Raw genomic sequence first — 21835 nt, forward strand, 5'->3', positions numbered from 1 at the left:
TTCCAATCCGGGGGCAGTAGAACCACCCCTGTTTCAGCAAAGCTGAAACGTTCCCCTCCTTGGAAAGGAGGGGAGCTTTTTATCTGAGTTTATGAATAAACTTAGTGGCGCTTGCACCGGGATTATCGGTTTTCATAAAGTTTTCACCAATTAAATAGCCCTGATAGCCAAAAGGTCTTAACTCCTTAATCGCTTCGATAGTGCTGATTCCGCTTTCAGAGACTTTTACAAATTCGTCCGGGATTTCTGCGGAAAGGTTTTTACTGATATCGAGGCTTACCTCAAAGGTTTTTAAGTTTCGGTTGTTGACTCCCAGCATATCGAGCGAAGGCATAATCGATTTTTGCAATTCTTCAAGGTTGTGCACCTCCAGCAGGACATCCATCCCCAATGTTTTTGCGAATTCAGACAGGCTTCTGATTTCGCTTCGCGAAAGTACCGCAGCGATCAATAAAATGACGTCTGCACCATAAGCTTTGGCCTCCAGAATTTGATATTCATCAATCATAAACTCTTTTCGCAACAGCGGAAAATTGCTGGCAGCACGGGCTAACAGCAAATCGTCCAGAGAACCGCCAAAGTATTTCCCGTCTGTAAGAACGCTCATGCCGCAGGCACCGGCACTTTCATAACCGGTTGCGACATCCTGTACGTTGAGGTTGTGATTGATTACCTGCTTGCTGGGGGAACGGCGTTTGTGCTCGGCGATGATGCCGGTGTCACTATCGCGTAAAGCCTGAGCCAGCGAAGGCGATTTCCGGTCAAAAAGAACGGATTGTTCCAGTTGACTCACGGGAATTAGTTGCTTACGTAAGGCTACTTCCTTTCGTTTGTCTGCGATTATTTTATCTAAAATGTTCAAAACGATTACTATTGTTATTTTTATTGCTATTACCTATTAGACGTGTGAGCTTAGCTGAATTAGTTTCTCTAAGCGATCTAAAGCTTTTCCGCTGAGGAGGGTTTCTTTCGCGATGTCAAATCCTTCTTTGGGTTCCAGGCCTTTTACTGTGGCTATGGCCATACCGGCATTTGCCGCGACCACATTGTTCTGAGCTTCAGTGCCCTGCCCGCTGATGACTTTTTTAAATATTGCAGCAGAAGACTCGATGCTATCGCCGCCGTAAATCTGTTCCTGTCTAATGGTTTCTACGCCAAAATCTTCAGCGGTAAGCATACGCTCGCTGGTGTTGCGAATGGCTTTGGTCTCGCCGGTGAGGGAAATCTCGTCATAGCCGTCTATGCTGTGTAGAATAGTGAAATTCTTATCGGTTTTCTGATAGAGGTAGCCATACATACGGGCCAACTCCAGATTGAAAACCCCCACCAACTGATTGTCGGGAAAAGCCGGATTTACCATAGGGCCCAACATATTGAAAAAGGTTTTGACGCCCAGTTCGCGGCGTATGGGACCTACATTCTTCATAGCCGGGTGGAAGAGGGGCGCGTGTAACACACAAATTCCGGCCTCGTCCAGGCAACGCTTTAAAAAGTCTTTATCATTACTGAATGTAATACCCAGATGCTCCATCACGTTGCTGCTCCCACTCACCGAAGAAACCCCGTAATTGCCATGCTTGGTTACGTTGATTCCGGCTCCGGCAGCTACAAAGGACGACAGGGTCGAAATGTTGAAGGTATCCTTGCCATCGCCACCGGTTCCGCAGAGGTCAATGGCATTATAGCCTTCAAAGGGTACGGCGATGCACAAGTCTAAAAGCGCATCCCTAAAGCCGGCCAGTTCTTCAACGGTGATGCTGCGCATCATATATACCGTCATAAATGCCGCAATCTGGCTGGTGTTGTACTTACCTTCTGAAATATTGACCAGCACGTCACGTGCCTCTGATTTATTGAGTTGCTCGTGGTTGATGAGTCTGTTTAAAAGTGTTTTCATTTCCCTCTCTGCCCTTCGGGCATCTCTCCCCAGGGGAGAGAACTTTTTTTGATGTTTGTAATTCTGTTTTGCGATTTCCGCCTACGCGGAAATGTAAACTATGTTTTATTGAGATTTCCGCCTTCGCGGAAATGATAAAGTGCTACGCATTTATCCAATTTTTGATCATTTTTTTGCCTTCGGGTGTGAGTACCGATTCCGGATGGAATTGTACCCCGCGCACGTCGTATGTTTTATGACGCAACGACATGATTTGGCCGTTATCGTCTACCGAGGTGATTTCCAGTTCTTCCGGGAAACCTTCCGGCGCCACGACCCACGAGTGATAGCGACCTATTTCAAATTCTTCCGGAATGTCTTTAAAAAGCGTTTCGTCTTTCACGGTCTGTTTCGCTTTGGTGGCTACTCCGTGAAAAACCTTATCCAGATTGATCAGGCTTCCGCCGAAAACCTCGCCAATAGCCTGCTGACCCAAACATACGCCAAACATACTCTTGGTAGGCGCATATTCTTTTATGATGGCTTTCAGAAGTCCGGCTTCATCGGGAATGCCCGGTCCCGGAGAGAGCAAAATTTTATCGTAATCCTTAACTTCTTCCAGCGTAAGCTGATCGTTTCGTTTTACGGTAACCTCACAGTCCAGATCTTCCAGGTAATGCACCAGGTTGTACACAAAACTGTCGTAGTTGTCGATGACTAATATTTTGAGCCCCCCGACCCCCGAAAGGGGAGTGGATTTACTATTATTATTGCTATTACTATTAGTTTCCATATTTGGTTTAAAGTCTATTGAATACTTTAAGTTCTTTTAATTTTTTCGCTTTGCGAAAATAAGGGTTCCCCTTTGGGTACCAGGCGGCTAAATTTCTTCTGCCAGTTTGAGGGCCTTAGAAAGGGCTCCCAGTTTGTTATATACTTCTTCGAGTTCTTTCTCGGGCACGCTATCGCTTACCACACCCGCGCCGGCCTGATAGTGTAAATGATGGTTTTTACTCAAGAACGAACGGATGATGATGGCATGGTTGAAGTTGCCGTTAAAGTCCATAAAGCCGATGGCGCCGCCGTAAAAATCCCGGTTGATGGGTTCGTATTTCTCCAGCAGTTTCATCGCGTTGTGTTTGGGTGCGCCGCTTAAAGTCCCTGCGGGAAAGGTATCTGCTACCACGCGCATTGTTGAGGTTTCGGGGTGTTTGGTTCCCGTAACTTTACTTACCAGGTGAATCACGTGCGAGAAAAACTGCACTTCGCGGTAGGTTTCAACCTTTACATTACTGCCGTTACGGCTCAGGTCGTTACGCGCAAGATCAACCAGCATCACGTGCTCGCTGTTTTCTTTGGCGTCTTCCGATAATTTTTTAGCCAAAGCGGCGTCCTGCTCGTCATTGCCGGTACGTTTAAAGGTTCCGGCGATGGGGTGAATTTCGGCTTTACCATCCTGAACGATCAATTGAGCTTCGGGCGAACTGCCAAAAATCTTGAAGTTGCCGTAGTCAAAATAGAAGAGGTAGGGAGATGGGTTTACGCTGCGCAGGCTTCGGTACACATTAAACTCATCGCCGCTAAAGCCTTGCGAAAAACGCTTGGAAGGTACAATCTGAAACACATCACCACGCTGACAATGCTTTTTACAGGTTTTGACCAGCTCTACATATTCTGCATCGGTCATTACCGATTTGCGTTCCCCTTCCAGCTTAAAGTTGTATTCTGAAAAGCTCTTTACGGTAAGCAGCTGTGCGATTTGATCGAGGTTGTTTTCGCCTTCATAGGTATGCGAAAAAATATAGGCCTCGTTATTGAAATGGTTGATGGCGATGATGTTTTGATACACCGCATAATAAATATCGGGGATCTGAAGGCTGCCTTCCTTTTTAGCAATTTCAATATCTTCAAAATAGCGTACCGCGTCATAACTCATATACCCAAAAAGTCCGTTTTGAATGAACTTGCGGTCGTTGTTTTGGGTTTCAAATTTTTGGGCAAAGCCTTCGATAATACCCACGACATCGGTGTCTGCACTGATGTTTGTTTGCTGTATGCTTCCGTCAGGAAACACTTCTTTAATCTGCTCGTTTTGTACCGAAATGGAGGCGATGGGATTGCAGCAAATGTAACTGAAGGTATTGTCGTTTGCCCGGTAATCGCTGCTCTCCAGCAACAGACTGTTGGGGAATTTATCGCGCAAACGCAGGTAAACCGATACCGGAGTAATGGTATCTGCCAGAATTTTTTTGCTGTGTGTCTTTAAGGTAAATTTCATCTTTTATGGGTTTGACTACCTAAACTCATTTTATGTTGTCTTTCCGCTTTGCGTAAAACAAAAAAGACCTGTCGTGAGACAGGCCTTTAATTATGTATTTATCAAATACGAGGTTGCATCACGACATTAAAGTTGCGAGATCCACCACCAGGTATTTGCGATTCTGTTTTTCATAAGTGGCTCAAAGATAAAAATAGCTTCTTAGTTAACAAACAAAATCGGCATTTAGTTCTGAAAAAAATTAGATAGACAGGTTGATGTCCAGTGTGAAATCATCATAGATGGTTTTATCACCTAAGTTGTCGAAGAAACTACCAGAACCGTAACGTACGTCATACTTACTTCTGTCGATTGTAAGAACGGTGCTGAAGTTGCTGCCTGCACGCTCCAATTCAAAAGTTACCGGCTCGGTGGTTTTCTTAATCGTAAGATCTCCGGTTACTTTATAGGTATTTCCCTTTTTTACAGCATTGGTTATAACCAGTTTTGCAGTTGGGTAATTGTCAACGCCAAAAAAGTCGTCGCTCTTTAAGTGCCCTTCTAACTGACCTTTGCTGTCTCCGGAAAGATCGGTACATTCAATACTGGTCATATCGATATGAAACTCACCACCGGTGATGTTGTCCCCTTCCATTGTAAAGAACCCGTCTTTAAGATCGATGGTTCCCACGTGCTTGCCGGTTACTTTTTTACCCGTCCAGGTGATAGAGCTGGTTTTTACGCTTACTTTTTCCATAATAGCTTTTGTTGTGAATGATGCAGTGCCTACAGCTACTGCCAGAATTAAAATTGATTTTACTGTTTTCATGGGTTTAGAGATTTATTTGTATATACAAGTGTTGAATTAAAAAATTTTAGATCGTTTCAAACAGGGTTTCCTGTGGTCTTCTCACTTTAGGATCGTGCTGATGGCTGTCTTCTTCGCTGCGGTATCCTACAGCAACCACTGCAACTGCGTGTAAATTGGTTCCTTTAAGATTTAGGATTTCATCAAATGCCTCTGCATTGAAACCTTCCATTGGGCAGGCATCAATTTTATGAGCGGCAGCTGCACTTAATAAATTACCAATTGCGATATAGGCCTGTCTGGCTGTCCAGCCTGCTTTGGCTTCCTGTGGCAGGTTGAGCAGTGAATTTTTCATCAAATTAGCATAGTCCTGCATCGCTTCAGGCTTAACTCCGTTTGCTTCAGCAGCAATCTCGATGTAGGAGTCTACCAATTCTGCACCAAAATCGGTTTGATGTGCGAATACAAAAATTTCAGATGCATCGGTAAACTGAGTTTGATTGTATCCGGCTTCTTTCAGCTTTGCTTTAACGGCATCGTCCTTGACAACAAGTATTTTATACGGTTGTAATCCGTACGAGCTTGCAGAAAGCTGTACTGCTTTTTTAAGGGTTTCTAAATCATCTGAAGCAATCTTCTTGGTTGCATCAAATTTTTTGGTGGCATAGCGCCAGTTTAAGTCTTCTACGTATTTAGTCATGAGTTTTTAATTTATCTAAAAGTATATTTAGGGTTAGTAATTCATCTCGCGTTAAAGGAGCCACGTTTTTGGCATTGATCTCGCGGGTGAGGGGATCGAGTTGTTCTAAGATCGTAAGGCCGTCGGGCGTGATTTCGATCTCTACCATTCTTCGGTTATCGGGACACACCCTGCGCTTCACCCAATCTTTTTTAATGAGTTTATCAACCAGACGGGTGGTATTGCTGTTGCGGTCTACCATTCGATCCTGAATACAGGCCAGACTCGCAGGCTTTCCTTTTTGACCTCTTAAGATGCGAAGCACGTTAAACTGTGGGGTAGTCAAATCGTATTCCTTCAATAAGCCGGCAAATTTTTCTTCCAGAATGCGGGAAGTGTATTGCAGGTTTATTGCTGTTTTGGATTCCAGATCCAGTTTCGCACTTATATGTAAGGCTTCTTCAATTGTCATTATCGTCTATACAATATTTGTATATACAAATGTAAGGCAAAGTTGTTTTCCTGCAAGCAACGCGAACGAGTTTAACGCATTATTAAGAGACTCATCGATTTTTAAGGGGTTGCAGCGTTTAAATGTTATACAAATCTTAAAGACTGTGCAAAACCAGTTGATTTACTATAGCTTTAGCCGCTTTAAACTGATTTTTTGAGACCTTATTTGTTTTTTATGGCTGCTTTTTTGGCTTTGGGATGCACCGATGCGACCAAGGGTCAGGAGTTGCCAAAGCCCGTAAAAGTGTATCAGGAGCAGGGGTATAAGCTGCCGGTTTACGATTATGAGCACTTTAAGCCTTTTCTAAAGGTAACAGACACCGATGTGGTGCGGGTGATTAACTTTTGGGCCACGTGGTGCAAGCCCTGTCTGGCCGAGTTGCCGGCTTTTGAAACATTGCAGGCAAATTATAAAGATAAACAGGTAGAGGTTATACTGGTGAGTCTTGATTTTCCAGATCAGGTTAAGGAGCGCTTAATCCCTTTTATTCTCAAAAAGCAACTGAAGTCGAAGGTACTGCTGTTAGATGATCCGCATGGAGATGTGTGGATTCCCCAGGTTTCGGAAGAGTGGAGTGGGGCTATCCCGGCCACTATAATACTAACTTCGGAAGAATACCGCTTTTATGAGCGTTCGTTTGAATATCCGGCACTGGAACACGAATTGCTTTCCTTAAAAAGCAACTTTAATGATTAAACTATTGATGAGATGAAATCCCTAAAAATTCTTGTTGTATTAACCTTGCTTTTGGTTGTTTCAGCATTTGCATTTACCCAGATCGACACCTTTGAAAGCGGATATGCTGTGGGAGATGTTGCCACCGATTTTAAACTTAAAAATGTTGATGGAAGCTTTGTTTCCCTCTCAGATTTTGATAAAGCCAAAGGTTTTATTGTGGTATTTACCTGCAACACATGTCCGTTTGCCATGGCCAATGAAGATCGCATCCTTGACCTGGATAAGGAGTTTAAAGCTAAGGGTTATCCGGTAATCGCAATCAATCCCAATAATCCGGAGGTGCAGCCCGGTGACAGTTTTGAAGCGATGCAGGAGCGTGCCCGCGAAAAGGGCTTTACCTTCCCGTATCTGTTTGACGAAAATCAGGAAATCTACCCGCAATATGGGGCTACTAAAACTCCGCATGTATATCTTTTACAAAAAGAAGGAGAATCTCTGCTGGTACGCTATATAGGGGCTATTGACGACAGCGTTCGCGATGAGGCTACGGTGACCAAACGCTTTGTAGCAGATGCGGTACAGGCCCTTTTAGCCGGTAAACCTGTGGAGCCCAGCAACACGAAAGCCATAGGTTGCTCGATCAAAGCCTAAATAAAATTTTAGGAAGAAAATAGACAATGCCTTAACTTTGGTATTCAACCTCAAAAACAAATCATGAAAAATCTAACCCAGGAAGAATGGCGCCGTAAACTGGCCGCAGACGATAATGCCTTTATATTAGACGTACGTACCCAAAATGAAGTAGATGAAGGGATTATTCCTGATTCGCATAATATTGATATTTACGAAGGTCAGGGCTTTATCGATAAAGTAAATAAACTGGATAAGTCTAAAAACTATTATGTGTACTGCCGTTCGGGTAACCGAAGTGGTCAGGCTGCCCAATTGATGGACCAGCTGGGGTTTGAGACTACTTATAATCTAATGGGCGGTTTTATGGAATGGGATGGTGATGTTGCTTATCCTGAGGATTAAGCCTGTTGATATAGCATGAACTACAAAAGAACCTTAGGGTTCTTTTTTTGTTTGATACTTATAAGGCTCCGCACGCGATCCAATCGCGCGGTAGCTGGCTGGTGTTTGGTTATTCGTTAATTGTTAATGGTTAAATGGGTTGTTAAGTTAAGTTATTGAGTTATTTGAACGGAGCGATTTAGCATTCTGGCCTCATCCCCCCGCCTTTCTCCCACAGAGAAGGGAGCTCATTAGTGCTAATATCTTATATGATCTTCTGGTTGGGTATCTTCAACGTTACACCTGGTGTTCTGCATTTCTAATTTTGTATTTCTGATTTATTGTTGAGTTATTGAGTTATTTGAAAGCATAAAAGTCAGCATTCTGGCCTCATCCCCCCAACCTTCTCTCCCTTTACTCCTTCTCAAAGGTCGGAGAGGGAGCTCATTAGTGCTTATATCTTATATGATCTTCTGGTTGAGTATTTTCAACGTTACACCTGGTGTTCTGCATTTCTAATTTTGTATTTCTGATTTATTGTTGAATTATTGAATTATTGAGTTATTGAGTTATTGAGTTATTGAGTTATTGAGTTATTGAGTTATTTGAAAGCATAAAATTCTGCATTCTGGCCTCATCCCCCCAACCTTCTCCCTTGACTCCTTCCCAAAGGTCGGAGAGGGAGCTTATTAGTGCTTATATCTTATATGATCTTCTGGTTGGGTATCTTCAACGTTACAACTGGTGTTCTGCATTTCTAATTTTGTATTTCTGATTTATTGTTGAATTATTGAGTTATTGAGTTATTGAGTTATTTGAAAGCATAAAAGTCTACATTCTGAATTCAGCACTCAGCACTCTGCATTCTGATTTGTTATTGAGTTATTCGGTTATTTGAACGGAAAAATTTAGCATTCTGCATTCTGCATTCTGAATTATGCTTTGTTATTGAGTTATTTGAAAGCATAAAATTCTACATTCTGAATTCTGAATTCTGCATTCTGAACTCAGCACTCAGCACTCTGCATTCAGCAATCTGTGTTATCTCGATATAAATGAGTACCTTAGAATCCCTTTATCATTTATGACCCCTGAGTACAACTAAACTCAAGTTATGAATACTTCTCATTTTTACGTGGATCTGCATTGCCATCCGGCACTGAAACCTTTTGGAAAAAGTTTTAATAAAAAGCCTGCAGGCAAGAATACGGCACGGCGCAGTTCTAAACATTCGATCTGGCATTATGATCCGCCTTCTATCTTCGATAAGGTGCTTAATTATTTAACCGGTCTGACCAAATTTTCACAATCCAATTTCACTGCTTTGTCCTACGGCGGGGTTGGTGTGGTTTGCGTTTCGCTATATCCCATGGAAAAGTGGTTTGTACGCAATAAGGTTACTAACGAATTGCTGCTTGATCTGGCAGCCAATTTCGCAACGGGACTGGGCAAAAAGCGCATAGATCATATACAGGGCTTTACAGATTATTTTAAAGATCTTGAGGCTGAATATGATTTTTACAAACAGCTGGACGGAAAAGTGATTCAGCTGAAAGAGGGGAAATTCAGGTATCGTATTGTGAATTCATACAACGAGATCGAAGTTATTAAGGCGGAAGAGGTGCAGGATGGCATTGTGAGTATTTGTGTAATCATCACCATTGAAGGTATGCACGTGCTGAATACCGGTTTGTCTCCCGATCCTGACCGGCAGGAAGTGCTTCAAAACCTGAAAAGCCTCAAAAACTGGGAGCATCCTCCCTTTTTCGTAACCATGGCCCATCACTTCTGGAATCACCTTTGCGGACACGAAGAAAGCTTTAGCGGTCTTATTAAAAAGCATGCCGATCAAAGTTATGGTCTGGGGTTGGGATTTACTCCTTTGGGAAAAGAGGTCCTGGCTTTACTGCTTGACGGGCAACAGGGGCGACCCATTTTAATCGATGTCAAGCATATGAGTGTGAAGGCACGCTATGAGTATTATGAATATTTAAAAACTCACGAGGCTTACAAACTGCTGCCCATCATCATTAGTCATGGCGCTGCAAACGGTCTAAGATCACCTCAGAATCCGGTTATGACTTATCCCGAAACCGCTCAAAAACTACAGCACAGTTCCATTAATTTTTATGATGAGGAGCTTATTTTACTGGCTAAAAGCAGGGGTATTCTGGGTTTGCAACTCGACGAGCGCCGGGTTGCCAGCGAGCAAACCCTAAAAACGACCCGTCACGCCACGCAACGCCCTAAAATTATGCATTACCGCTCTGAACTGCTGTGGAATCAAATACAGCATATTTTGGAAGTGCTGGACGCCGAGGGTCTCTTTGCCTGGGATTGTATGGCGATAGGTTCAGATTATGACGGCATCATCGATCCGCTTAATTCATTTTGGACCGCGGAAGAACTCCCGTATCTGAGCGATTTCCTGGAACGTCATGCTTACAACTATTTACAAAAGAACCGAATTAAGCATGATTTCAACAAACTGGATGCCGGTGCTATCGTAGATCGCATAATGGGGCTTAATGCACGGGCTTTTTTGAAAACTTATTTTTAAGACCATTTTGGAAAGGGTTTACTTAACGGGGGAGCAGAGAGCAGAGAACAGAGAACATAGAACAGAGAACAAAGAACAAAGAGCAAAGAGCAAAGAACAAAGAGCAAAGAGCAATATTGGAAGTCATAGGTACTATAGGGTGTTTTGTTCATTTTCTTTAGCTCGCTATAGCTTATAGGTTTTGGAGCTCGTGAACCTCGTACCTCGGTTTAGCTCGCTATTGCTTATTGGTTTTTGGGGCTCGTGAATCTCCTATCGTCGATTTAGCTCGCTGTTGCTTATTGGTTTTGGAGCTCGTGAACCTCCTATCGTCGGTTTGCTTCTCCAAAGAAACCCTTCGGCTAGCGCTCAGGGCAGGCGAACCAAAAGAAAAGAGCCCCTCGCTTAGGAATTTTTCGCCTTGAGGGCGAAAACCGCCTTGTCAGCTCCGCGTCGCTATCGCTACTGAATCTCGGAGCTGCCAGCGTCTATTCTGAACCGAGGGAGGGCTAGAGAATAAAATTTTCACTTTTGGTTTAAAAGACGGCCTACAAGAAGGTGTTGTAAAATTTGAAGTGAGCGGAGCGTCGCAGGCGGTTCTGTTTGAGGCCGCCTTAGCGGTCGAGTTAAGCGCATGCAGTGCAGCGAACGATAAATTTAGACACCGTCTTGTGAGCCTTGATCTTTTGTTTCTTCTGTATCAAGACAAAAGAAAAGAAGCAAGCATAGAAATAGAAATCTTGTTTCTTCAGTTCGGGAACCCGGAATAAGATCAGAGGTTTTCGGTCCTAAAGTTGTTTTGTTCAGGCACGGGAAACAATCGCGCGGTAACAAGGGAAGCTTCGGGGTTGTTTCTTTTGTATCAAGACAAAAGAAATGGAGCAAGAAAAACTTATTTTTCATTCTATTTTGGATGGGGTTTAATTAACGGAGAACAGAGAACAGAGAACAAAGAACAAAGAACAAGGAGCAAGGAGCAAGATTGGAAGTCATAGGTACTATAGGGTGTGTTGTTTAGGGCACGGGATACAATCGCGCGGTAACAAGGTTTTGTTCAGGCACGCGATACAATCGCGCGATCACACTTTAACGAGCTTTTATTTGTTAAACTTATACATATATAGGTTTTAACAATCTATATCGCTAGGGATCAATGGGCTAGCTTTTTTAAGTGTCTTTAGGTGTTGATTTTCAAACGTTTTCGCGTGTTTCGGGTGTTTTTTTATTTGTTGTGGCTCCGAAATTTAATGCTATATTATCCTTGTTTAGCGACTGTTTTTACTTATTTTCGCCTTTCCAAAATGTTAAAAGACTGAATATTAAAGTTCGGTTATAAAGCGCCTTATTTCAATGAACTGGTACGTACTCTACGTGAAGTCACAAACTGAAAAAAAAACCGCTGCGGCTCTGGAGCGGATGGGGCTTGAAGTGTTTTGTCCCACTAAGACCGAAGTACGGCAGTGGAGTGATCGCAAGAAAAAGGTAAAAGTTCCGTTATTTAAATCCTATGTATTCGTACGGCTTAAGGAAGAGGAGCGCCAGCAGGTGTTTGCTGTTCCCGGAGTAGTACGGTATTTATTCTGGCTGGGTAAGCCGGCTGTGGTACGGGATGAAGAACTGGAGACTGTTAAGAAGTGGCTGGCTGATGAGCAGGTGGCCGATGTGCAGGTAAGGCAGTTTAGCCCGGGGGATCGCGTAGAAATCAAAGGCGGGGTTTTTAAAGGGCAAAGCGCCGTGGTAGACCATACGGGATCGCGAAAAATACGCTTAATTTTAAAACATCTTGACGTGATCGTCGAGGCCAGCTACCGGGACCTGGTGTCCTGATGCTGATGAAACATAACCGGAGCTTTTGAAGCTGCCGGTCTTTATTTTTTATTCCCGGTGGGACTCTAAATGGGACTCACGTGGCGAAGCCATGAGATTTAGTTATCAATTTCTAAATATGAATACGGTTTATAAATGCACTTTTTTTCTTGCTCTGATGATTTTTCCAGGCCTTAATAAAGCCTGGTCTCAGGAGCAGGTTTCGGGTTTTGATTTTTCTTTAGGTGGATTGGGCTTGGTTTCTTCAGGTTCTAATAATCCTTTTTGGATGTACAGCAACCAATACGGCAGGCAAGACGCAGAAACCCATGCCCTGGCGCTGGTACAGGCCGGCTATACGTTTCAGCTGGGAGGGGAGAATAGTCTAAAACTGGGTGGTGGTCTATTAGCCAATGACGGTATTTATGAGGATGTGCGAGCTGATGAATTATATGTTGCCTACACCAATACCTGGTTGCAGGCAAGTGCCGGATTGAAACATCGGGACGAGAAACTGAGCGGTATTTCGAGCGTGGGCGGTGATGTTGTCTGGAGCAATAATGCCCGGGCCCTTCCGGGGTTTTATGTGGAGATGCTTAAGCCATTTCCCGTTTTTAAATGGTTTGAGGTTAAAGCTACTTTTGGGCATTATTTCTTAGAAAAAGCTCGTTATGTTTCAAACGCACAGGTGCATCATAAGAGTCTTGAACTGGCACTGGTTTTTGGTAACGGCGACCGGCTCAGCGGTACGTTGAAGCACTATGTTCAATACGGAGGGACTTCTCCGGAGTTTGGCAAACAGCCTTCTGGTTTTGGAGATTATATCCGGGTGTTTTTTGGTAGTTCGGGCAGTGAAACTGCATTTGCCGGAGATCAGGAAAATGTCCTGGGAAATGCTTTGGGGTCGCAAGAAGTGGCTTACGACATGAAGCGCGACAAATTTGATCTGCGTCTCTATCATCAAAATATATTTGAAGATGGCTCGGGTATGATGCTGAAAAATTTTCCGGATGGAGTCTGGGGGGCCTATATCGAACCGAAAAAAATAGCCTGGCTGGATGCTTTTGTAATGGAATATGTGCAAACTGTATCGCAAAGCGGGCGTTTTGGAAATAGTGGAAATGGAGGTAACTTCAATGGAGGTGATAGTTATTTCTGGAACGGGATTTATCAAACCGGGTGGAGCTATCAGGATCGCATTATCGGACTTCCTTTTATCATTCCCGGGGCTTACGGGCAACGCAACATAAACGACCGCAGTTTTGTTTATCATCTGGGAGCTACCGGAAGCATCAGCAGCTGGAGCTATAAAGCAAAACTGAGTGCGGTGACCAATCTGGGTACGTACAATACTCCCTATCAGCCCAAAGAACAGGCTTTCTATGCTTATGGAGAGTTGGGCTATACCACGTCTTTTGGTCTGTTTACCGGGTATCTGGGAGGAGACCTTAGTAATCGTACCCGGGATGTGCTGGGTGTAGGCGTGGGGTATAAGTACCGGTTTAAGGAGTAAAATTATAAAGGAGACGTTCTGACACTGTGCGGTGTAAAATGGTCAGTCTGGGCCTGTCGAAGTCTTTTTGCTGTTTGTAGCTCAAGAACATCATCGTCGGGCATTGGCAGTTTGACAAGTTGAGAATGTGTTTAGAGCGTTTTGATTAAGTCAAGGAGTTAGAATTAAAAGATCCCCTTCTTCAAGGGGGTGATAAATAATTATTGATGAAGGTAAAAAATATATGCTGTATTGGGGCCGGCTATGTGGGCGGACCTACCATGGCGATCATCGCCCAAAAATCCCCGGAGATCAGGGTCACCGTTGTGGATATCAATGAAAAGCGCATCGCAGCCTGGAATGACCCTGATGTGGAAAAGATTCCCATTTATGAGCCGGGGCTTTCTGAAGTAGTGGCTGAGGCCCGCGGACGCAATCTCTTTTTTTCAACAGATGTGGATGCCGCGATTGATGCAGCCGATATGATTTTTATTTCGGTAAACACGCCCACCAAAACCTACGGGATCGGGAAAGGCATGGCAGCCGATTTAAAGTATATCGAATTGTGTGCCCGGCAAATTGCCCGGGTAGCGACCAGCGATAAGATCATCGTAGAAAAGTCAACCTTACCGGTACGTACGGCAGAGGCACTTAAAAACATCCTGGATAATACCGGGAACGGGGTGAATTTCCAGATTCTGTCGAATCCGGAGTTTTTGGCAGAAGGAACCGCGGTGGCCGATTTGCAAATGCCCGACCGCGTCCTGATAGGCGGCGATCTGGATACGGAAGCCGGAAAAGCAGCTGTACAGGCGCTGGTAGATGTCTACGGGCATTGGGTGACAGCTGATAATATTCTCACAACTAATGTGTGGTCTTCCGAACTCTCAAAACTGACAGCCAATGCTTTCCTCGCCCAGCGGGTATCTTCCATAAATGCCATGTCTGAATTGTGTGAGAAAACCGGAGCCGATGTGAATGAAGTGGCTAAAGCCATTGGGATGGACAGCCGTATAGGGCCTAAATTTTTAAAAGCCTCGGTAGGCTTTGGAGGTTCCTGTTTTCAGAAAGATATTTTAAACCTGGTCTATATAGCTAAGTCTTTTGGCTTACAGGAAGTGGCCGACTATTGGGAGCAGGTAATTATTATGAACGATCATCAGAAGCGCCGCTTTGCAGAGAACATCGTACGTACGCTTTACAATACCGTGAGCGGGAAAAAGATCGCGATGCTGGGCTGGGCCTTTAAAAAAGATACCAATGATACCCGGGAATCGGCAGCCATTTATGTAGCCGATTATCTGCTGAACGAACGGGCTGAGGTGGTGGTGTATGATCCTAAAGTTACGAAAGAACAAATTCTTGCCGATCTGGATTATCTGGGATCTCGCTCTGAAGCGGAAAACCGCGAACTCATTACAGTGGTGGATACTGCCTATGCGGCTACCCGGGAGGCCCATGCGGTGGCGATCTTGACCGAATGGGATGCATTTGTTGCACTGGACTGGGATCATATCTACAAAGCTATGCTGAAGCCGGCCTTTTTGTTTGACGGGAGGCGTTTACTCGATAAGGAAGCTCTACAGGCGAAAGGATTTGAATTTTATGCCATTGGCTCTTAACTTGAATACCATATATTAAAACCACATTATGAAAGTAGCATTAATTACCGGGGTAACCGGACAGGACGGGGCTTACCTGAGTGAGTTCCTATTGAAAAAAGGGTACGAGGTACACGGGCTGAAGCGCCGTTCGTCTTTATTTAATACCGATCGTATTGACCATCTGTATCAGGATCCCCACGTAGAGAACCGTAATTTCTTTTTGCATTATGGGGATATGACCGATAGTACCAACCTGATTCGTCTGATTCAGGAGATACAGCCTGATGAGATCTATAACCTGGCAGCGATGAGTCATGTGCAGGTTTCGTTTGAAACACCGGAATATACGGGAAATGCCGATGGTCTGGGTACGCTGCGTATTCTGGATGCGGTGCGTTTACTGGGCTTGTCTGAGAAAACTCGTATTTATCAGGCTTCTACTTCCGAATTGTACGGGAAGGTGCAGGAAGTTCCTCAGACCGAAACCACGCCTTTTTATCCCCGATCGCCTTACGCGGTGGCCAAGATGTATGCCTACTGGATTACGGTAAATTACCGGGAGGCTTATGGGATGTTTGCCTGTAACGGGATTTTGTTTAATCATGAATCGCCCATCCGTGGGGAAACTTTTGTAACCCGAAAGATTACCCGTGCAGCTTCGCGAATAGCTTTAGGGCTTCAGGATAAGCTGTATCTGGGGAATCTGGATGCCAAGCGCGACTGGGGGCATGCTAAGGATTATGTACGCATGATGTGGATGATTTTACAGGCCGATGAAGCGGAAGACTGGGTAATCGCCACCAATAAGACCACGCCGGTACGCGAGTTTGTACGTATGGCTTTTGGTCATGCCGGGATTGAGCTGGAGTTTAAAGGAGAAGGGGTTGAGGAGAAGGCTTATGTAACCGCCTGTACCAATCCCGAGTATCAGCTGGAAATCGGGAAAGAAGTATTGGCGGTAGATCCCAAATACTTCAGACCCACGGAAGTGGATTTGCTTATAGGAGATGCCACCAAAGCCAAAGAAAAGCTGGGCTGGGTACCGGAATACGATCTGAAAGACCTGGTCAATGATATGATGCAAAGCGATCTGAAACTGATGAAGAAAGATCAGTATCTGAAGGATGGGGGGTATAGAATCCTTAATTACTTCGAATAAGCACGGATTACAGGAATACGGATTACGCGGATTATTAAGGATTCCACGGATTTAGTGATTTGGTAGTATGGGGAAGTTGATTTACGAGGAAGAGCGTTATGCAATTATAGGTGCTTGTATGCAGGTGCATAAGACTTTAGGAGCTGGATTTCTGGAATCGGTTTATCAAGAGGCCCTTTCGCGTGAGTTTATAAACCGGAACGTTCCGTTTAGGTCTCAGGAAAAGCTAGAAGTGTTTTATGAAGATCAGAAACTGAAGAAATTCTTTAAAGCTGATTTTATATGCTATGAACATATAGTGGTTGAGCTTAAAGCCACGGCATTGCTTACCGAATCTATGATTGCACAAACTATTAATTATCTGAAAGCAAGTCGTTTTGAATTGGGTTTGTTAATTAATTTCGGAGCAAAGAGTCTAACCTGGAAGCGTTTGATCAATACGCCTGCTATTTGTGATAATCCGGATAAATCCGTGTAACGAACCTTAACAGTGACATCAAATACATGAGAAAAGATTCAAAAATATATGTGGCGGGACACCGGGGTTTGGTAGGCTCGGCACTTGTGAAAAATCTGACCGAAAAGGGCTATACCAATCTGGTCGTGCGTACGAGTAGCGAACTGGATTTACGGGATGCCGTGCAGGTAGCTGCTTTTTTTAAGGAAGAACAGCCGGAATATGTATTTCTGGCCGCGGCAAAAGTGGGGGGGATTGTAGCCAACAACACCTACCGGGCTGATTTTATCTACGAGAATCTGATGATTCAGAACAACGTGGTGCATCAGGCCTATGTGCACGGAGTCAAGAAGTTGTTGTTTTTGGGCAGTACCTGTATTTATCCCAAAAACTGCCCGCAGCCCATGAAAGAGGAGTATTTGCTTACCGATGTGCTGGAGTATACCAATGAACCCTATGCCATTGCGAAGATTGCCGGGATCAAGTTGTGCGAAAGCTATAATTTGCAATACGGGACCAATTTTATCTCGGTAATGCCTACCAATCTGTATGGGCCTAACGATAATTTTGACCTCGAGAAGTCTCATGTATTGCCGGCGCTGATTCGTAAGATGCATTTGGGGAAAGCTCTGGAACAAAACGACTGGGACAGCCTAAAGGCTGATTTAAATAAACTACCTATTGAGGGGGTTGATGGCAGTGCCTCTGAAGATGCGATTCTTGGCATTCTTAAAAAGTACGGCATAAGCCGCAAACTGCCTGCCGGGACTGCCAACTCCAAATCCCCCAATGGGGGCTGCCGGGAGGGGGCTGCCGTGCGGGTAGAGATCTGGGGCAGCGGCAAACCCATGCGTGAATTCCTGTGGAGTGAAGATATGGCTGATGCCTGTGTCTTTATCATGGAAAACCGAGACTTTGCTGACGTCACCCCGAGCGCAGTCGAGGGGCAACATGCAAATACCGGAGAAATCCGCAATACCCACATCAACATTGGTACCGGAGAAGACCTCTCGATTAAAGCGCTGGCGGAGTTGATTAAAGAAACGGTAAGTTTTCAAGGCGAATTGTATTTTAATACGGATAAACCGGATGGAACGATGAAAAAACTGACGGATGTAACTAAATTAAATGCTTTAGGATGGCATCATAACGTAGATTTGTATCGGGGTATTAAACAGATTTATAATTGGTATCATGAGTAACAGAAAACTATTAATTACCGGAGGAGCCGGGTTTATCGGGTCGCATGTGGTGCGGCAACTGGTATTAAAGTATCCTGGTTATGAAATCCATAATCTGGATGCTCTTACCTATGCGGGAAACTTGGAGAATATCAAAGATGTTGAAGCCCAATCCAATTACCATTTTATAAAAGGGGATATTACGGATGCAGATTTTATAGATCGGCTTTTTCAGCAGGAACAGTTTGACGGGGTGATTCATCTTGCAGCGGAATCCCATGTAGACCGATCCATCAAAGATCCTTTGGCCTTTGTAAAAACCAATGTTTTAGGAACTATGAATCTTTTAAATGCCGCCAAGAGCATCTGGCAGGGTAAATCGGAAGGCAAACGCTTTTATCATATCAGTACTGATGAAGTGTATGGCTCATTGGGAGCTGAGGGTTTGTTTACAGAAACCACCGCTTACGATCCCAACTCGCCCTACTCGGCTTCTAAAGCGAGTTCCGATCATTTTGTACGGGCTTATGGAGAAACCTATGGTCTGCCCTATGTGATTACCAATTGTTCTAACAATTATGGACCCAATCACTTTCCAGAGAAATTAATCCCCTTATTCATCAACAACATCATTAATGAAAAACCCTTACCGGTGTATGGGGACGGCAATTATACCCGGGATTGGCTGTATGTAATTGATCACGCACGGGCGATAGATCTTGTATTTCATAAAGGGGTTAACGGGGAAACCTATAATATAGGCGGGTTTAACGAATGGAGGAATATTGATCTGGTCAAATTACTATGTAAGCAAATGGATGCAAAATTAGGCAGGAACCCCGGCACCTCTGTTAAACTCATCACTTTTGTAAAAGATAGGCCCGGGCATGATTTACGTTATGCCATAGACGCCACAAAAATAAATACCGAATTGGGTTGGGAGCCTTCGGTAACCTTTGAAGAGGGACTGAGGCAAACCATAGACTGGTATTTTGATAACCCGCAATGGCTGGCTAGAGTTACTAGTGGAGCGTATCAGGAGTATTACGACACTCAGTATGAAAAATAAGGATTTTTTTAGAATTTAATGAATAAGCAAATGAAGGGAATTATACTTGCCGGAGGATCTGGTACACGCTTACATCCTCTAACTTTAACAGTGAGTAAGCAACTATTGCCAATCTATGATAAACCAATGGTTTATTATCCACTATCAGTCTTGCTTTTGTCTGGAATTACTGATATCCTGATTATATCCACTCCTTCCGATTTGCCAAATTTTCGGAATTTATTGGGAGATGGTAGTCATTTGGGTATCAGTCTAACTTATAAAGAACAACCCTCGCCTGATGGTCTTGCCCAAGCATTCTTGATTGGCGAAGATTTTATTGGAGAGGACTCTGTTTGCCTTGTCTTGGGAGACAATATATTTTACGGTGCAGGCTTACAAAATCTTTTAGCAAATTCTGTCAAAATGGTTAAAGACACTAATAAGGCCGTGATTTTTGGCAATTATGTACATGATCCTGAGCGATATGGAGTTGCTAATTTTGATGATAATAAAAATGTTATTAGTATAGAAGAGAAGCCAATTAAACCTCAGTCTAATTTTGCAGTTGTAGGTCTCTATTTTTACCCAAATGATGTAGTTAAAAAGGCGAAACAAGTAAGACCATCCAAAAGAGGGGAATTAGAGATAACAAGTCTTAATCAAATGTACTTAGAGGAGTCCAATTTAAAAATGGAAATTCTAAGTCGGGGTTTTGCCTGGTTAGATACAGGAACACATGAGGCACTCACTGAGGCTACTGAATTTGTAAAGGCTGTCGAAAAGCGGACCGGTTTAAAAATTGCTTGTATTGAGGAGATAGCATATAGAATGAAATATATTGATAAAAAACAGTTAAAGACACTGGGCGAAGCTTTGGGGAAGAGTAGTTATGGGCAATATCTTTTAGGACTTTAGATGAACCCACAGGTTAAATTTCTAAATTTTGACAGTTCTTTATTTGGATATAAAGTAGGGGCTCTGTATATAAATAGGATCGAGGATTATAAACCAAACGAACTTCCTGACGATTACCAATTAATTTATGTGTTTTCAAGCGTGGAACTACCACTTAGATTAGTTGATCGCAAAGAAAGTTATAAACGATCTACCACATCAATAAAAAACTTAAAAGAAATAGAATCTGTAACGCAACATAACTTTAATTACAAGAATCTTCAAAGGCTTGCTTTTCAAAGTGGAGTTTTTTCAAGATTTTATACAGACCATGCCTTTAAGAATTCAGAATTTCAAAAACTATACAGTATCTGGTTTGAAAAATCAATGAATCTTGAGCTCTGTTGGGACGTATTGTTTATCAAAAATGATTCTAGAGAGGTTGGTTTTATAACTTTAGGACAGGTTGACGCTGAAACGGCTAGTATTGGATTAATTGCAGTTGATGAGAAAGAGAGAGGAAAAGGGTATGCTAAATTACTTATTCAAAATGCTATTAATAAAAGTTTCCAAAATGGATTTAGTGAGATTTCAGTTGTAACTCAGGGCTTGAATAAGCCGGCTGTTAAATTATACGAAAGCCAAGAATTTAAATTAAAATCAACTACATACATATATCACATATGGAAATGATACCTTTCAATAAACCCTATTTTACAGGTTTAGAAACAACCTATATTAAAGAAGCAGTGTCATCCGGCAAGATTTCAGGGGATGGTATTTTTTCAAAAAAATGTCATAATTTTTTTGAACAGAAATTTCAATTTTCTAAGGTATTATTGACCACCTCCTGCACCGATGCCTTAGAGATGGCAGCAATACTAATTGATCTTAAGCCGGGTGATGAGGTTATAATGCCTTCTTATACGTTTGTTTCGACTGCAAATGCTTTTGTGCTTCGAGGAGCAAAAATCATATTTGCAGACAGTCATGAAGATCACCCCGGTATCGATGAGTCAAAAATTGAATCTTTAATAACTGAAAAAACTAAAGCCATTGTACCTGTACATTACGCGGGAGTAGCATGTGATATGGATTTTATTATGAGTGTTGCAACGAAATACAACTTGTTCGTAATTGAAGATGCTGCACAGGCTATAGATTCTTATTATAAAGGGAAGCCATTAGGTAGTTTTGGACATTTAGCTGCTTTTTCATTTCACGAAACCAAAAATATAATATCAGGAGAAGGCGGTTTACTTGTGGTCAATGATGAACGGTTTATGAAGCGTGCCGAAATAATACGTGAAAAGGGAACGAACAGATCAGCTTTCTTTAGGGGAGAAGTGGATAAATATGGTTGGGTAGATGTAGGTTCTTCCTTTTTACCTTCAGATATTATTGCTGCTTTTTTGTATGCTCAACTAGAAAATCTTGATACTATTCAAACCCGAAGAAAAGAGATTTGGAAGAGATACGATGACGCATTTCGAGGTCACTTGGACGTGAAATTTGGGGTTCGATTGCCATACTTACCAGATAGTGCTACTAACAATGCGCATATGTATTATTTAGTAGTTCAAAACGCTAAAGAACGTAAAGCCTTGTTGGCTTACCTCAAGAAGGAAAATATATTAAGCGTATTTCATTATTTATCCTTGCATAAAAGTAAATATTATGAGCCTTTTCACGACAATAGAAATTTGGTTCAATCAGATCATTACTCGAATTGTTTGATAAGACTACCTCTTTATTATGAGCTTACTGAAAACGAGCAAAAGCATATTGTAGATACAATATTCGCTTTTTATAAAGGAATTTAATGA

At 43.0% G+C, this 21835-nt stretch carries 21 protein-coding genes; 14 read left to right on the top strand and 7 right to left on the bottom strand.

Going from position 1 to position 21835, the window contains the following annotated elements; translation table 11 throughout:
- Window positions 1–79: 79 nt before the first annotated feature.
- The 7 genes from trpC to ACSSS3_RS11860 form a co-directional block, all read right to left on the bottom strand.
- A complete protein-coding gene (gene trpC, locus ACSSS3_RS11830) occupies window positions 80–862 on the bottom strand; it encodes an indole-3-glycerol phosphate synthase TrpC (protein WP_442844777.1) in 783 nt (260 codons plus the stop codon).
- A gap of 36 nt (window positions 863–898) precedes the next feature.
- Window positions 899–1897 (bottom strand): anthranilate phosphoribosyltransferase, encoded by a 999-nt coding sequence (gene trpD, locus ACSSS3_RS11835; protein WP_442844778.1) that lies wholly within the window; start codon window positions 1895–1897, stop codon window positions 899–901.
- Window positions 1898–2039: 142 nt separating this feature from the next.
- Window positions 2040–2669 carry an anthranilate synthase component II gene (locus tag ACSSS3_RS11840; protein WP_228231395.1) on the bottom strand — a complete coding sequence of 210 codons (630 nt, stop codon included), beginning with the start codon at window positions 2667–2669 and terminating at the stop codon, window positions 2040–2042.
- A gap of 87 nt (window positions 2670–2756) precedes the next feature.
- Window positions 2757–4154 carry an anthranilate synthase component I family protein gene (locus ACSSS3_RS11845; RefSeq protein ID WP_442844779.1) on the bottom strand — a complete coding sequence of 466 codons (1398 nt, stop codon included), beginning with the start codon at window positions 4152–4154 and terminating at the stop codon, window positions 2757–2759.
- A 241-nt stretch (window positions 4155–4395) separates the two neighbouring features.
- Window positions 4396–4962 (bottom strand): YceI family protein, encoded by a 567-nt coding sequence (locus ACSSS3_RS11850; RefSeq protein ID WP_442844780.1) that lies wholly within the window; start codon window positions 4960–4962, stop codon window positions 4396–4398.
- A gap of 46 nt (window positions 4963–5008) precedes the next feature.
- The gene (locus ACSSS3_RS11855) at window positions 5009–5641 is read right to left on the bottom strand and encodes an NAD(P)H-dependent oxidoreductase (protein ID WP_228231392.1); all 633 of its coding nucleotides are present in this window, start codon (window positions 5639–5641) and stop codon (window positions 5009–5011) included.
- Window positions 5634–6092 (bottom strand): MarR family winged helix-turn-helix transcriptional regulator, encoded by a 459-nt coding sequence (locus ACSSS3_RS11860; RefSeq protein ID WP_442844781.1) that lies wholly within the window; start codon window positions 6090–6092, stop codon window positions 5634–5636. The genes ACSSS3_RS11855 and ACSSS3_RS11860 overlap by 8 nt, the downstream gene beginning before the upstream one ends.
- 195 nt (window positions 6093–6287) lie before the next feature.
- Here ACSSS3_RS11860 and ACSSS3_RS11865 point away from each other — a divergent pair, with 195 nt between their 5' ends.
- From ACSSS3_RS11865 to rffA, 14 genes are all read left to right on the top strand, one after another.
- The gene (locus tag ACSSS3_RS11865; RefSeq protein WP_442844782.1) at window positions 6288–6830 is read left to right on the top strand and encodes a TlpA disulfide reductase family protein; all 543 of its coding nucleotides are present in this window, start codon (window positions 6288–6290) and stop codon (window positions 6828–6830) included.
- 12 nt (window positions 6831–6842) lie between these two features.
- On the top strand, window positions 6843–7463 hold the full coding sequence (locus ACSSS3_RS11870; RefSeq protein ID WP_442844783.1) for a thioredoxin family protein: 621 nt from the start codon (window positions 6843–6845) through the stop codon (window positions 7461–7463).
- 63 nt (window positions 7464–7526) lie between these two features.
- Window positions 7527–7847 (top strand): rhodanese-like domain-containing protein, encoded by a 321-nt coding sequence (locus ACSSS3_RS11875; RefSeq protein WP_442844784.1) that lies wholly within the window; start codon window positions 7527–7529, stop codon window positions 7845–7847.
- Between the two features lie 1093 nt (window positions 7848–8940).
- Window positions 8941–10386, top strand: coding sequence for a membrane dipeptidase (locus ACSSS3_RS11880; protein WP_442844785.1), 1446 nt, complete (start codon window positions 8941–8943; stop codon window positions 10384–10386).
- 1329 nt (window positions 10387–11715) lie between these two features.
- On the top strand, window positions 11716–12192 hold the full coding sequence (locus ACSSS3_RS11885; RefSeq protein WP_442844786.1) for a UpxY family transcription antiterminator: 477 nt from the start codon (window positions 11716–11718) through the stop codon (window positions 12190–12192).
- 157 nt (window positions 12193–12349) lie between these two features.
- The gene (locus ACSSS3_RS11890) at window positions 12350–13684 is read left to right on the top strand and encodes a capsule assembly Wzi family protein (protein WP_442844787.1); all 1335 of its coding nucleotides are present in this window, start codon (window positions 12350–12352) and stop codon (window positions 13682–13684) included.
- A gap of 206 nt (window positions 13685–13890) precedes the next feature.
- Window positions 13891–15285 (top strand): nucleotide sugar dehydrogenase, encoded by a 1395-nt coding sequence (locus ACSSS3_RS11895; RefSeq protein ID WP_442844788.1) that lies wholly within the window; start codon window positions 13891–13893, stop codon window positions 15283–15285.
- Window positions 15286–15313: 28 nt separating this feature from the next.
- Complete coding sequence (gene gmd, locus ACSSS3_RS11900; protein ID WP_442844789.1) at window positions 15314–16426, top strand: GDP-mannose 4,6-dehydratase; 1113 nt, start codon at window positions 15314–15316, stop codon at window positions 16424–16426.
- A gap of 67 nt (window positions 16427–16493) precedes the next feature.
- Window positions 16494–16904 carry a GxxExxY protein gene (locus ACSSS3_RS11905; protein ID WP_442844790.1) on the top strand — a complete coding sequence of 137 codons (411 nt, stop codon included), beginning with the start codon at window positions 16494–16496 and terminating at the stop codon, window positions 16902–16904.
- Between the two features lie 26 nt (window positions 16905–16930).
- Window positions 16931–18085, top strand: coding sequence for a GDP-L-fucose synthase family protein (locus ACSSS3_RS11910; RefSeq protein WP_442844791.1), 1155 nt, complete (start codon window positions 16931–16933; stop codon window positions 18083–18085).
- Window positions 18078–19133: a dTDP-glucose 4,6-dehydratase gene (rfbB, locus tag ACSSS3_RS11915; RefSeq protein WP_442844792.1), complete on the top strand. Its 1056-nt coding sequence runs from the start codon at window positions 18078–18080 to the stop codon at window positions 19131–19133. Before ACSSS3_RS11910 ends, rfbB begins: the two co-directional genes overlap by 8 nt.
- A gap of 30 nt (window positions 19134–19163) precedes the next feature.
- On the top strand, window positions 19164–20030 hold the full coding sequence (gene rfbA / locus ACSSS3_RS11920) for a glucose-1-phosphate thymidylyltransferase RfbA (RefSeq protein WP_442844793.1): 867 nt from the start codon (window positions 19164–19166) through the stop codon (window positions 20028–20030).
- Window positions 20031–20702 carry a GNAT family N-acetyltransferase gene (locus tag ACSSS3_RS11925; protein WP_442844794.1) on the top strand — a complete coding sequence of 224 codons (672 nt, stop codon included), beginning with the start codon at window positions 20031–20033 and terminating at the stop codon, window positions 20700–20702.
- On the top strand, window positions 20699–21832 hold the full coding sequence (gene rffA, locus ACSSS3_RS11930; RefSeq protein ID WP_442847425.1) for a dTDP-4-amino-4,6-dideoxygalactose transaminase: 1134 nt from the start codon (window positions 20699–20701) through the stop codon (window positions 21830–21832). Before ACSSS3_RS11925 ends, rffA begins: the two co-directional genes overlap by 4 nt.
- Window positions 21833–21835 lie beyond the last annotated feature (3 nt).

Source organism: Leeuwenhoekiella sp. H156, from assembly GCF_052218455.1.
Taxonomy (GTDB): Bacteria; Bacteroidota; Bacteroidia; order Flavobacteriales; family Flavobacteriaceae; genus Leeuwenhoekiella; species Leeuwenhoekiella parthenopeia.